General features: G+C 62.7%; 18 protein-coding genes. 17 read left to right on the forward strand and 1 reads right to left on the reverse strand.

Translation table 11 applies throughout. The features are described from left to right. Positions 1 to 84: 84 nt before the first annotated feature. From SH412_RS27100 to SH412_RS27180, 17 genes are all read left to right on the forward strand, one after another. The gene (locus tag SH412_RS27100) at positions 85 to 390 is read left to right on the forward strand and encodes a BMC domain-containing protein (RefSeq protein WP_336521165.1); all 306 of its coding nucleotides are present in this window, start codon (positions 85 to 87) and stop codon (positions 388 to 390) included. 104 nt (positions 391 to 494) lie between these two features. Next, a complete protein-coding gene (locus SH412_RS27105; RefSeq protein ID WP_336521166.1) occupies positions 495 to 764 on the forward strand; it encodes a BMC domain-containing protein in 270 nt (89 codons plus the stop codon). 44 nt (positions 765 to 808) lie between these two features. Continuing rightward, a complete protein-coding gene (locus SH412_RS27110) occupies positions 809 to 1,996 on the forward strand; it encodes an acetate/propionate family kinase (protein ID WP_336521167.1) in 1,188 nt (395 codons plus the stop codon). Positions 1,997 to 2,082: 86 nt separating this feature from the next. Further along, complete coding sequence (locus tag SH412_RS27115) at positions 2,083 to 2,454, forward strand: four helix bundle protein (protein WP_336521168.1); 372 nt, start codon at positions 2,083 to 2,085, stop codon at positions 2,452 to 2,454. A 53-nt stretch (positions 2,455 to 2,507) separates the two neighbouring features. Next, entirely contained in the window at positions 2,508 to 2,843 is a 336-nt protein-coding gene (locus SH412_RS27120) for a EutN/CcmL family microcompartment protein (RefSeq protein WP_336521169.1), read from the forward strand. Then, a complete protein-coding gene (locus tag SH412_RS27125) occupies positions 2,840 to 3,328 on the forward strand; it encodes a hypothetical protein (RefSeq protein WP_336521170.1) in 489 nt (162 codons plus the stop codon). The genes SH412_RS27120 and SH412_RS27125 overlap by 4 nt, the downstream gene beginning before the upstream one ends. An 88-nt stretch (positions 3,329 to 3,416) precedes the next feature. Beyond that, positions 3,417 to 4,844, forward strand: coding sequence for an aldehyde dehydrogenase family protein (locus SH412_RS27130; protein WP_336521171.1), 1,428 nt, complete (start codon positions 3,417 to 3,419; stop codon positions 4,842 to 4,844). Between the two features lie 53 nt (positions 4,845 to 4,897). Beyond that, positions 4,898 to 5,263, forward strand: coding sequence for a four helix bundle protein (locus SH412_RS27135; protein WP_336521172.1), 366 nt, complete (start codon positions 4,898 to 4,900; stop codon positions 5,261 to 5,263). 39 nt (positions 5,264 to 5,302) lie between these two features. Continuing rightward, a complete protein-coding gene (locus SH412_RS27140) occupies positions 5,303 to 5,557 on the forward strand; it encodes a EutN/CcmL family microcompartment protein (RefSeq protein WP_336521173.1) in 255 nt (84 codons plus the stop codon). A gap of 100 nt (positions 5,558 to 5,657) precedes the next feature. Then, positions 5,658 to 6,383 (forward strand): hypothetical protein, encoded by a 726-nt coding sequence (locus tag SH412_RS27145; RefSeq protein WP_336521174.1) that lies wholly within the window; start codon positions 5,658 to 5,660, stop codon positions 6,381 to 6,383. Between the two features lie 34 nt (positions 6,384 to 6,417). After that, positions 6,418 to 6,699, forward strand: a complete 282-nt coding sequence (locus SH412_RS27150) for a EutN/CcmL family microcompartment protein (RefSeq protein WP_336521175.1) — start codon at positions 6,418 to 6,420, stop codon at positions 6,697 to 6,699. A 49-nt stretch (positions 6,700 to 6,748) separates the two neighbouring features. Further along, positions 6,749 to 7,639: a class II aldolase/adducin family protein gene (locus SH412_RS27155; protein ID WP_336521176.1), complete on the forward strand. Its 891-nt coding sequence runs from the start codon at positions 6,749 to 6,751 to the stop codon at positions 7,637 to 7,639. Between the two features lie 76 nt (positions 7,640 to 7,715). After that, positions 7,716 to 8,639, forward strand: coding sequence for a malate dehydrogenase (locus SH412_RS27160; RefSeq protein WP_336521177.1), 924 nt, complete (start codon positions 7,716 to 7,718; stop codon positions 8,637 to 8,639). Between the two features lie 61 nt (positions 8,640 to 8,700). Next, positions 8,701 to 8,925 carry a hypothetical protein gene (locus SH412_RS27165; RefSeq protein ID WP_336521178.1) on the forward strand — a complete coding sequence of 75 codons (225 nt, stop codon included), beginning with the start codon at positions 8,701 to 8,703 and terminating at the stop codon, positions 8,923 to 8,925. A gap of 5 nt (positions 8,926 to 8,930) precedes the next feature. Further along, the gene (locus SH412_RS27170; protein WP_336521179.1) at positions 8,931 to 9,332 is read left to right on the forward strand and encodes a type II toxin-antitoxin system death-on-curing family toxin; all 402 of its coding nucleotides are present in this window, start codon (positions 8,931 to 8,933) and stop codon (positions 9,330 to 9,332) included. 232 nt (positions 9,333 to 9,564) lie between these two features. Then, positions 9,565 to 10,797 (forward strand): hypothetical protein, encoded by a 1,233-nt coding sequence (locus SH412_RS27175; protein ID WP_336521180.1) that lies wholly within the window; start codon positions 9,565 to 9,567, stop codon positions 10,795 to 10,797. A gap of 170 nt (positions 10,798 to 10,967) precedes the next feature. After that, entirely contained in the window at positions 10,968 to 11,525 is a 558-nt protein-coding gene (locus SH412_RS27180; RefSeq protein ID WP_336521181.1) for a hypothetical protein, read from the forward strand. Between the two features lie 36 nt (positions 11,526 to 11,561). Here the strand turns inward: SH412_RS27180 and SH412_RS27185 are convergent, their stop codons facing one another. Beyond that, entirely contained in the window at positions 11,562 to 12,425 is an 864-nt protein-coding gene (locus tag SH412_RS27185; RefSeq protein WP_336521182.1) for a hypothetical protein, read from the reverse strand. Positions 12,426 to 12,484 lie beyond the last annotated feature (59 nt).

Below are 12,484 nucleotides of genomic sequence, written 5' to 3' on the forward strand. Positions count from 1 at the left end.
CCGTCGAGTGGTCATTCAGGCGAAGGCGTTTCTTCTCTGGCACTCGACACTGGTCACTCGACTCTAGACTGAAAGTCTCACTCAATGGCTAACGCGATGGAAGCTCTCGGAATGCTGGAGACCAAGGGACTGGTCTGCCTGATTGAAGGCGTGGACGCCATGTTGAAGGCTGCCAACGTCCAGTTTATCGGCTGGGAAAAAGTGGGCAGCGGGATCGTCACGGCGTTCGTCCGCGGCGACGTCGCCGCGGTGAAGGCTGCGATCGACGCCGGCGCCGGCGCCGCCAGCAAGATCGGCGAAGTCGTCAGCGTGCAGGTGATTCCCCGCCCGCACGAAGAGCTTTCGTCTGTCCTGCCGAAGGCCAAGGGGGGCAGCGGCTCCGCCGCCTGAAACCGTTCCGGTTGACCGGCTTGCAGCCGGTTGCGCCCAGGTAAAGCATCATGCCCAAACGACAACCCAAGCCGGAAGCACCGGCCTCTCCTGAAAGCCACGCAATGAGCGGTGAAGCGATCGGTCTCATCGAAACCCGCGGTCTGGTCGCCCAGATCGAAGCCGCGGACGCCATGCTGAAAGCGGCCAACGTCACTCTGGTCAAGCAGGTCCAGATCGGCGGCGCCTATATTACCACGATCGTTCGCGGCGACGTCGGCTCGGTCCGCGCTGCGGTCGACGCCGGCTCCGCGGCGGCCAGCCAGATTGGCGAGCTCGTCAGCTCGCACATCATCGCTCGCCCGGACAAGAGCCTGCTCGATCATTTCGTCTGAACGGTCCCGCAGTCGTCAGGCACGGAACGCGGAAAGCTGCGCCTATGAAAGTTCTCGTTGCGAATCTGGGTTCGACCAGCTTCAAGTACCGTCTGTTCGACCTGTCGGACGAGCGGCAACTGGCGCGGGGCGGCATCGACCGGATCGGACAACCGCAGAGTCAGTGCTTCGTGGAGATCGGCGGTCATCGGGCTGAAGATACCCGCAATGTGCCGGATCATGCGGCGGCGGTTCGCCTCTGCCTCGAACACCTGATGCATCCCGAATGGGGCTGCCTCAAGTCCGTGGACGAGGTGCAGGGGATCGGCTTCAAGGCTGTCTTTGCGGGCAAGCTGAGCGGCATCCGCATCGTCGACGATGAACTGCTGACCGCGATGGAGAACCTGTCGGACATCGCACCGGCCCACAATCCGCCGTACGCGAAAGCGATGCGGCAGTTGCGGCAGGCGTTTCCGCAGATTCCTCTCGTGGCGGCGCTGGAGACCGCCTTTCACGAAACGATTCCCGCAGAGAACCGGGCGTATGCCATTCCCTGGCAGTGGCAGGAGGAGTACGGAATCCAGCGCTGGGGGTTCCACGGCGCCAGCCATCGCTACATCGGCCAGCGGATTGCGACGCTGCTCGGGCGCGATGATCTGCGCGTAATCTCATGCCATCTGGGGGGCAGTAATTCGCTGTGCGCTCTGAAGGGGGGCGTGTCGCAGGCCAACACGCTGGGGATGAGTCCCCAGACCGGCCTGCCGCACAACAACCGCGTGGGTGACTTCGATCCGTTCGCGCTCCCGGTGCTGATGCGGGCCACCGGGAAATCCCTGCCGGAACTGCTGGTCGACCTGGCCAACCGGAGCGGACTGCTGGGAATCAGCGGCCTGAGCGGCGACGTGCGGGATCTGGAGCAGGCGGCCGCAACCGGCAACGCGCGGGCGGACCTGGCGCTCAAGGTCTTTACGCAATCGATCAAGCAGTATCTCGGCGCCTATCTGGCCGTGCTCGGCGGAGCGGACGTCATCGTTTTCACCGGAGGCATCGGCGAGAACAGCATCCGCGTCCGACAGGACTCGCTGTCGGGCCTGGAATGGGCGGGAATCAAGCTCGATCCAACGTTGAACGCAACGGTCAAGGGAGAAGTGAAGCTCTCGGCCGCCGACAGCGCGGTGCAGATCTGGACTGTGCCGACGAATGAAGAGATTGTGGTGGCGCGGCAAACGGCGGAAGCGCTCCGTCAGAGCTAAAGCTCCAAAGGCCAAACACCAAGTTCCAACTAAGATCAACGTCAGGCGGTTCGTTCTTCGGAATTCTGGTGTGTGGGGCGACGATCATGTCGGAACCTCCAGCAAAGCCCTTCGACTTCGAAGAACGGTCGCTGCAGTATGCACAGTGGATCCGGAAGTTCCTGAAGCGATTGCCACGCACAATCGCAAACTTTGAAGATGCAAAACAACTCGTCAGGGCTTCGGGATCAGTCGGAGCGAACTACATCGAAGCAAATGAATCACTCGGAGCAAAGGACTTTCGTCACCGTCTTCGGATTGCTCGCAAAGAAGCCAAAGAGAGCCGATATTGGCTGAAATTGATCGATACAGGTTCGGATCCCGATGTCGATCGGGAGCGCCTGCAGCTGATCCAGGAATCAACGGAGCTGTTACGGATACTCTCGGCTATGTTAAACCGCAATCAGAACCAGGAATGATTTCGGGCGCTTGTTTTGAGATTTGGTGTTTGTGATTTGGAGCTTTGTGCCCCATGTTCTTAGCCCGCGTCACCGGCAGCGTTGTGTCGACTCAGAAGGTCGACTCCATGATTGGGCAGAAGCTGCTCATCGTGGAGCCGCTGCGCGTGAACGAGCAGGACAGGAAGTCGCTCACAGGGACCGGGAGAACGTTTGTCTGCGTCGACACGGTCGGCGCCGGCGAGGGCGAGGTCGTGCTGATCGTTCAGGGGTCCAGCGCCCGCTTCACGCCTCAGACGAAGCCGCTGCCGATCGACTGCGCAATCATCGGGATCGTCGATCTCGTCCAGGTCGGCGCCCTGGGCATCTTCGACGCCAAGCACGCGACCAGTGGCGGAGGTGCGTCGTGACGGCTCAGCCGCAGGTGGGTGCAGATCAGGTCGGCCGGATGTCGCAGATCATCGTCGGCGCGCTCATGATGGGCGTCGTGATGTTCGGCGTGGTGGTTCTGGTCGTTATCAACCCCGGCGCGGCGGGAGGGGCGAAACCGCCCGAACAGCCGATTCTGACGTGGATGGCTGCCGGCATGGCGGCCGTGATGCTTGGCACGCGAGCGGTTGTGCCCGGCGTCATTGCCTCCGTCGCAACCAAACAGGCGCTCGCCAGCGGTGGCGACCTCCGCGAGTCGCTGGCTCCGGTCTACCAGACAAAGACCATCATCGGGAATGCAATGCTCGAAGGAGCTGCGTTTTTCGGGCTGGTCAGCTATCTGATCGAACACAATTGGATCAGCCTCTGCGCGGCGGGAGCAATGCTGGTCGTGATGGCGGCCACGTTTCCGTCGCAGGGGCAATTCGAACAGTGGGTTGATCAGACTCGCCGGAGTCAGGAATAGCAGAGCAGTTTCAGACAGGCGGCAACGGCCGCGGGACATACTTCCAATTTCAGAACGTCCGGCCCGAGCGGACTTGTGAGAGATCGAGATGGCAACCGCAACTCCCAATGAGCAGACGATTCGTCAGGTCGTGCAGGAAGTTTTGGCGCAGCTCGGCAAGAGCTATCCGGCCGGCAAGTCGCACAAGTCGGGCGACTGGGGCGTCTTCCAATCCGTCGACGAAGCCGTCGCCGCCGCGACCGAAGGGTTCCGCAAGCTGAGCGATTCGCCGGTCGCGCATCGCGTCAAAGCGATCGAATGCATCAAGCAGCTCTGCGACACGCAGGCCGAAGAACTCGGGCGGGCCGAACTGGAAGAAACGAAGATCGGCCGGCTCGATCACAAGATCGAGAAGCTGAAGATTATCAAACTTGTGCCCGGCGTCGAATTCCTCCGCACCGAGGCTTACAGCGGCGACCACGGCCTGACGATCGTGGAATACGCTCCGTTTGGCGTGATCGCGGCGATTACGCCCGTCACTCATTCGCTGCCGACGCTGGCCTGCAACGCGATCAACATGATCGCCGGCGGGAACACGATCGTCGTCAATCCGCACCCGAGCGGGGCGCGGATCGCCTGCGAGGGTGTCCGGCGGTTCAACCAGGCGATCTACAAGGCGACCGGCCTCGAGAACCTGATTACGATCATCCAGACGCCGACGCTCGAAACGGCCGCCGCGATCTTCGGTCACCGGGGCGTGCGTCTCGTCTGCGTCACCGGCGGCCCGGCGGTGGCCCGGGCCGCGATGGCCAGCAGCAAGAAGGCCGTCGTCGGCGGTCCCGGCAATCCGCCAGTCGTCGTTGACGAAACCGCCTGCCTGGAGACTGCGGCCCGATCGATCGTGACGGGGGCCGCGTACGACAACAACCTGCTGTGTATCGGCGAGAAGGAAGTGTTCGCCGTCGAGAGCATCTTCGACGAACTGCTCGACACGATGGAGAAGCACAAGGCTTATCGCCTGAGCGACACCGAGATCGCCGCCCTGACGAAGATCGCCTTCACGCCTCCCAAGGACGCCAAGGATCATTATCACGTTAATAAGGAACTGGTCGGCAAAGACGCCGCCGTGCTGGCCGAGTTGATCGGCGTGCGCGTCCCCGCCGGGACCGAACTGCTCTACGGCGAGACCGACGAATCCAATCCGTTTGTCCCTGAAGAGCAGATGATGCCGTTCGTCCCGTTCGTGCGGGCGAAGAACGTCAATCATGCGATCGACATGGCTCTGGAACACGAACACGGCTTCCGCCACACCAGCCTGATCCACTCGCGCAACGTGCGGACCATGACCAAGATGGGCCGGGCGATGGATACGACGCTGTTCATCAAGAACGGCCCCTGCGGCGCGGGTCTGGGCCTGCGGGGCGAGGGCTACCTGAGTTTCAGCATCGCCACGCCAACGGGCGAAGGGGTGACGAATCCACTGACGTTCACGCGGGTGCGACGGTGCGTGATGGCGGATGATTTGAGAGTGATTTAGTTGAGAGCGGAGAGATGAGAGTTGAGAGTCAGATTCTGCAAAGGAGCCCCCCGATGACCGGGTTCAACTTTGAGAAGCTGACGGTCTGGCAGAAGGCGATCGAATACGCGGAATTGATCTACGAAGCAACATCGCACTTTCCTCGCGATGAACGCTTCGGACTGACCAATCAGTTGCGCAGAGCATCCGTGTCGATATCGTCAAACATTGCGGAGGGCTCAAGCAGGTCATCTCGAACCGACTTTCGTCGTTTCATTGAAATCGCATATGGCTCGCTGCTCGAAACTGTCTCACAGATTCAAATTGCGAAACGAAGAGGATTCCTGACAGAGAGCGATCACGAACGAATTTACGTGCTGGCTGATGAGCTGGCGCGAATGCTGAGCGGCTTGGGAGCCAGTTTGAAGAGCCAAGGTTGACTCTTCCTCTCAACTCTCGACTCTCAACTCTCAACTCCTATGCAATTTGCCACCGTCATCGGCCGAGCGACTTCGACCGTGAAGCATTCCACGCTTCACGGGTGGCGGTTATTGCTCGTCCAGCCGCTGGGGCCGGAGGACAAAGCGGATGGGCCGCCACAACTGGTGATCGATCGGTTGGGCGGGGGACGGGGCGACAGGGTCATCATTTGTTCGGATGGTCGAGCGGCGAAGGAAATGGTCGGGGCGGAGACGACGCCGGCCCGCTGGCACGTGATGGGAATTGTGGATTGAAGCGGGGTCGGCTGTGCCGGCCGCCACGACAGCACAAACAGGATGGCCGGTAGAACCGGCCCTACGAAACGCCGGTTCCACCGGCGCGAGATTGCAGGCGATGAACGCAGGTTTGATTGATGAGATCGTGAACAGCGTGCTGGCTCAATTGCAGCCTGCGCCCGCGATCCCTTCTGCGCCTGAAGTCGCCACACTCGCGCCTGCAGGACATGTTGCTCAGGCCGCGGCCCCTGCGGTTGCAACTCCCGTCGAAGTGAGCGCGGCGGTGATTACCGCCGATCTGCTCGCGAAGCAGGTGGCGGGGGTCCGGGAAATTCGCATTGGCGAGAAGAGCATTCTGACGCCTGCGGCCACTGACTGGCTGAAGGCCAAACGGATCACCTGGTCGCGCGGCCGGTCCTGTGCGGCGTCGGCAATCGAGACTCCCGGTTCCGCCCGCTGGTGCCTGATCCTGCAGTCGGTCACGCCGGTCGTCTCCGGGGTGAAAGACTGGCTGCTCAAGCAGTCGGCCGGGTGGCGGGCCGAGCTCTCCGGGACTGTCGGCGAGGCCGTCGAGCAGGCCGTGGGGCTCGTCGCCAAGGCGGAGGTCCAGGGGGCGGTGATCATCACCGAGGCCCCCGAGGTCGCCGCCTGCCGGGCCAATCGCAATGGGGCGATCCGCGCGACGGCGGTCGCCGGTCGAAGTTCGTGGACCTCGATCCGCAGTCAATTGAGCCCCAACATCGTCTGCGTCAGGCCGTCGGGTCTGGCATTCATGGAACTGAGGAATCTGCTGAAGGATATCGGGGAGTCGTCGCCGACGATTCCCTCTGGCTGGGACAAGTAACTCCGATACGGATCGGACGACAGTGGAGGCCCCCATGCGGGTCGGCGAAGTGATCGGCAAGGTGATTCTGGCGAAGTGCCACCCGAGCGTCTCGGGGGGGACTTGGCTGGTCGTCGCGCCGCTCACGGTTGCCGGACTGAAGGGAGATCCGCTGGGTCGGGAAGAGCCGCTGGTGGTCTACGACGAGCTCGGCGCCGGTCTTGGCGCCCGGATCGGCTTCAGCGAGGGAGGCGAGGCCGCCAATCCATTCGCTCCAAACCACAAACCGCTCGACGCTTATAACGCCTGCATTCTGGACACGATCGAAGTCGAATAACGCTTTCACCTCCCGGCTGCGGCCGGGGATTTCGCGAGAGGATTGAGTCATGTCAGCGCAATGGAACTCCGGCATCAATGACCGCAAGCTGAAAGAACTGATCTGCGAGATCGGCCGGCGGGTCTACAACAAGGGCTTCGCTGCCGCTAACGACGGGAACATCTCGATCCGCGTCGGCGAGAACGAAGTCCTCTGCTCTCCGACGATGATCTGCAAGGGGTTCATGACCCCGGACGACATCTGTGCGGTCGATATGGAAGGGGGCCAGATCGCCGGTAAGCGGAAGCGGACCAGCGAAGTCCTGCTGCACCTGGCGATCATGAAGAACCGTCCGGATGTGAAGGCGGTCGTCCACTGCCATCCGCCCCACGCCACGGCCTTCGCCGTCGCCCGCGAACCGATCCCGCAATGTATTCTGCCGGAGATCGAAGTCTTCATGGGCGAAGTTCCGATCGCTCCGTACGAGACGCCGGGCGGGCATCCGTTCGCGAACACGGTGGTGCCGTTCCTCAAGGGCACCAACACGATCATCCTGACCAACCACGGGACGGTCAGCTTCGGAGCGAACCTCGAAGAGGCTTACTGGAAGACGGAGATCCTCGACGCCTACTGCCGGATTCTGCTGCTGGCCAAGCAGCTCGGCCGGGTCGAGTACCTCAACGAGCAGAAGTCGGTCGAACTGCTGGACCTCAAGAAGAAGCTGGGCTTCGACGATCCCCGCTTCCACGTCGAAGACTGCGATCTGTGCGGCAACAGCGCTTTCCGCGACGGCTACAAAGAGGGGCAGCCTCAGCCGCAGGCCTTCGAGCCCGCTCCTTCCTATCCCGGTTATCTGGAACGCCAGAAGTCGTCGGCGGCTCCGAAGGCCGCCGCCGAGCCGGACATGGAAACGCTGGTCCGGCTGATCACCGAGCAGGTGGTGGCTTCGCTGGCGAAATAGACACCGTTGCCGAGCCCGCCGCAGTTGCGGACAGGGCCGCAGAACTTTTGAAACTCTCACGACTCTGGATATCTCCATGAAAGTCAGCATCATCGGCGGCGGCGGTCTGGTCGGTTCCTGCGCGGGCTTTGCACTGCAGGCCGGGAAGATCGTGCGCGAAATCAACCTGGTCGACGTGAACCAGGATCTCTGCGAAGGTCAGGCGCTCGACCTGCTCCACGGCGCGAGCATTCTGTCCGACCAGAAAATCACCGCGACGGGCACCGAGGGAGTGAAGGACGCCGACGTGGTGGTCATCACCGCCGGACTCCGTCGCAAGCCCGACGAAAGCCGGCTGGATCTCATCAATCGCAACGTGACGCTGTTCCGCGGCATCCTGGCGGACATCAAGAAACACGGGTACCGCAAGGACCTGATCGTCTTCGTCGTGTCGAACCCGGTCGACGTGCTGACTTACCTGGCGATCAAGGAACTCGGTCTGCCCCCGGCCCAGGTCATCGGCCTCGGCACCGTCCTCGATACGACCCGGCTCCGCAGCATGCTGGCCCAGCGGCTCGACGTCCCGCCCACGCAGGTCCAGGTCACGATCCTGGGTGAGCACGGCGACAGCATGGTCCCCATCTGGTCCAACGCCCAGATCGCCGGCCTGCCCCTCGACAAGTTCCCCGGCGTGAACACGCAGCTCGTCGCCGAGGTCGAGAAGAAGACCCGCGGCAGCGGCGCGGAAGTGATTAAGAAGAAGGGGGGCGCGGGTTTCGCGGTCGGCGTCTCCATCGCCGACGTGGTCCACGCCATTGCCCTCGACCAGCGCCGCATCCTGCCGGTCTCGTCGCTGCAGACCGGCGCCTACGGCCTGCGCGACGTGGCGATCAGCGTGCCGACGGTCGTCGGCCGGGCCGGAGTGCTCGGAACGATCGAAATCGATCTGTGGCCCAAGGAGAAGATCGCCCTGCAGAAGTCCGGGCAGGTGCTGCGTGAAACGATTGAGAAGGTGCTGTAGGGGACGTTGCTCTTTCCGGCGGTCGTGGTGCGCGCTACGATAGGCATGGAGGACGAGACAAATGGTCACAACGCTGCGACGGGAAGGCGACACCTGGTCGATCGTGCTCGACGCCCGCTTGGTTGAAGAACTGGGATTTGCCGAAGGCGCTGAGCTGCAGGCCAGCGCTGTGGGGCAGTCCTTGGTTGTCGTCCAGGAAGATCCCTCGCGTCGGCAGCGTTTCGAGACCGCTCTGGAGGCGACGAATCAGCAGTTTGGAGAGACGCTGCGGCGGCTGGCGGAGTGACGGGCATGACGCCGAACTTCCTCACGCTGGCGGAGATACTGGAGATCCATCGCGATCAGATTGTCCGCTACGGGGGCGGTCTGGAGTTGCGCGATGCTGGTCTGCTGGAAGCTGCTCGGGCGATGCCCGAGCAGTCTTTCGACGGTCAGTTTCTCCACCGGGATCTCCCGGCAATGGCCGCGGCGTATCTGTACCATCTGGTGAAGAATCATCCGTTCGTCGATGGCAATAAACGGGCTGGAGCAGCGACAGCAGTCGTGTTCCTGCACTTGAACGACCTGCGACTGAATTGCACGCAGGACGAGTATTACAATCTGACATTGGGCGTCGCCGACAGTTCGATCTCCAAGGACGAGGCCGCGGAGTTTTTTCGTCGACATGTAGTTCCCGCTGGAGACGCGCAGTGAGTGAGTCAAACTTGCAGCACCAGGATAATTCCGACCAACGGCCGACCTCCAATCGACGATCTTTGCCAACGGTTTCGACGGCCGAAGAGCTTCTCGCGGCCGTCCGCGAGGGGATTGAATCCGCCGAACGTGGACCGCTCATCGACCATCGGACAGTGTTCGCCGAGCTGCGAGCAAGAATTCATCAGCCAAACCCGTGACCTCGGCCCGCCTCTTTCCAGGTGCCTGAACTTTGCCTCCGCAAAAATCCCTCGATCAGAAACTCTCCGCCATTCACGCCGATCCTTCCGGCGCGAAGGACTTCATTCTGGCAGACGCCAAAGACGCCGATATGGCGTTCGGCGTCGGCGCGCCCGGGAACTCCCCCGAACGGCACGACGGCGAGATGCGGTTCAAGACCCTCGCCGAGTACCGCGAGCAGATCCGCCAGGTCATCCACCAGGGCCTTGCCGATATCGTCCTGATGTCCGCCAGCACCTGCGATCAGCTCGCCATCGAAGAGAGGCTGTTCGAGAACTCCCACGTCACACCCGCGGCCCGCGCCAACGATGCCAGCGACGTCCACCTCCCCCGCGGCGGGCGGACCCACCTGGAACCGGCACGTCCGTTTCGCTCGGCGGCCATCGATCACATGCAGTGCGGCCAGCTCGATTGCGCCCCCGAAGCCCGCACCCGCGGGGCCAACCTGGGGCTCTACTCGGTCACCTTCGTCAACGACATCGACCGCGATCTCGATACGCTGCACCGCTACAAGGAGTTCCGTGAAGAGGCCGAGCGCAAGGGCTTCCGCCACTTCCTGGAAGTCTTCGACCCCAACGTCGCCGGGGCCGTGACGCCCGAGATCCTCCCGAGCTACATCAACGACCTCATCGCGCGGACGCTGGCCGGCGTCGCCGAAGCCGGGCGGCCGGTCTTTCTGAAGATCGTCTACCACGGCCCGAAGGCGATGGAAGAGCTGGTCCGCTACGACCCGCACCTGGTCGTCGGCATTCTCGGCGGCGCTGCGGGAACCACTTACGACGCCTTCAAGCTGCTGGGTGAAGCGAAGAAGTACGGCGCCCGAGCGGCGCTGTTCGGCCGCAAGATCAACAACGCCGAGAATCAGCTTGCCTTCATCGAGTTCCTCCGCCTCATCGCCGACGGCGTACTGGAACCGGAAGAGGCCGTCCGCGCCTATCACGGCGTGCTGGAAAAGCTGGGGGTGCAGCCGCACCGGTCGCTGGCGGACGACATGGTGCTGCAGACGGCGGTGATGAGCTACGGCGGCGCCGGCGCGGTCAGCGTGCCCGCCGCGATCGCCAAGGACGAGCCCAACAAGCCCGCATCATCAACGGCAGCCGCTCCCGCGAAACCCGCGCCTGCAAAGAGCCCAGCCGAGCCGCCGGCCAAGCCTGACTTCGCGAAGATGACCCCCGCCGAACGCCTGGCGTATCACCAGGCGCGGCTGAAGCGGATTCTGGGGTAGATTGGCTGGGGATGGAGTCCATCGCGAGAGGATCGTTCTGACCTTTCCCCAAACGCTGCACCTTGGCGGGTTGCCCGAAAAAACGTTGCATTTCGGCCGCTGGCTGCTCAATCTGTACACCCTCGGTCGAGTGGGACTCCACGGGTCGGTGGCTGACCGGAGGAGCGGCGATGGCGACGTGCGCTGGTTGCGGGACCATGATTCTCTTCGGCGGCGTGACTGAAGGCGGGCTGCGGTTCTGCAACGCGGCCTGCCAGCGGAAGGCGGGTATTTCTGCAGCCCTCGAAATGATTCCGCAGGAAGTGATCGAAGCGGCCCTCCTGCAGACTCATCACGGCGCCTGTCCGCAGTGCGGCGGCGAAGGACCGGTGGACGTCCACCACTCGCACCGCGTCTGGTCGGCCCTGCTGATGACGAGCTGGTCGAGTCCCGGCGTCCTCTGCTGTCGGTCATGCAAGGTGCGGAACCACCTGTTCTCGACGGTCTACTGCGCCGCGCTGGGCTGGTGGGGCTTTCCGTGGGGGATGCTGGTGACGCCGATTCAAATCGGCCGGAATGTGTTCGGGCTGTTCTCGAGCCCGGCCGCGGGGAACCCGTCGCCCGCATTGCGGCAGGTCGTGCTGGCGAGCCTGGCGCCGTATGCGCGGCAGCTTGCCGAGCAGGAGGAGATGGGGGCGGAGTATTTTGAAGGGGAGGAGCACGAGGGGCGGCGCGAGGACTATCGGTGACGGAACGAGACGTCGCGCCAGCCGAAGCCGACGACCTCATTTGAGTGCGAAGCCCTCTTTGCGAAGTGCCGCCGCGAGCAAGCGGAGCGTCGGATTCATTTCCTTCAGTTTGCGGGCTTGTTGCTCGGCAAGACCTTCTCGATCGGTTCCACTGAGGGCATCGCGCAGATCCGCCAACAACTTAGCAGCTTCTGCGTATTCATGGGATGAACGCACCGCAACCAGTCGTTCAGTCTCACGCAGAAACTTTTCGGGATTCTTCGCGATCGCCGTCAGTCGCTCGGCGCGCACACGCGCCGCCTTGGCGTCTGCCTCGCGTCTGGCGGCCTGACTGTGCAACTCGGCAACAGCCTCCAGCTTCGCAATTGTCCGACCCAGCGCAGCGACGGGCCATGTTGTGGCTGGCTGGTCTGATCGATACTTGAATAACAGCTCACTTCTGACGGCGGCTCCGTCGTCCAACATGAGCTTGAGCAGCCAGGCATTCTTTGCAGCATCCGTCTGCTGGCCGAGCCATGCCGCATGAGACTGCCCCAATTTTCCGATTGCACTTTTCGGAGGGCACCCTTCCGCAGCCGCTTTGAGCAGTGAGTCGCTCAAGCCGTAGAATTCGGCCAGCGCCTCCTGGGCGTCGGTGAGTTCGTCCAGTCCTGCCGGCACGGGGCCTTCGACTGCTTCCTCCGGATCGTGCTCCGCGTCGCACGCCACCGCCAGAGACATCAAGTAAAGCGGACGCAGGTCGCCGCCCTGCAGTTCATCCCGTAGCGGAAGCAGTTCCTCCAGCAGGTCTTCGCAGTTCATGTCGAGTTCGAAACTATCGGGCTCATAGAACGGCTGGATCTCGAGTATGCCTCCCGGTCCCGCGGGGTCTTTGACAAATGTGATTTCGCGTTTGTTCACATACGGCTTCGCTGCGGCAGGATCGGGCAACCCCCAGGGCAGGCGAATCGCCAGTTTGC

It is taken from the genome of Planctellipticum variicoloris, assembly GCF_030622045.1.
GTDB lineage: Bacteria > Planctomycetota > Planctomycetia > Planctomycetales > Planctomycetaceae > Planctellipticum > Planctellipticum variicoloris.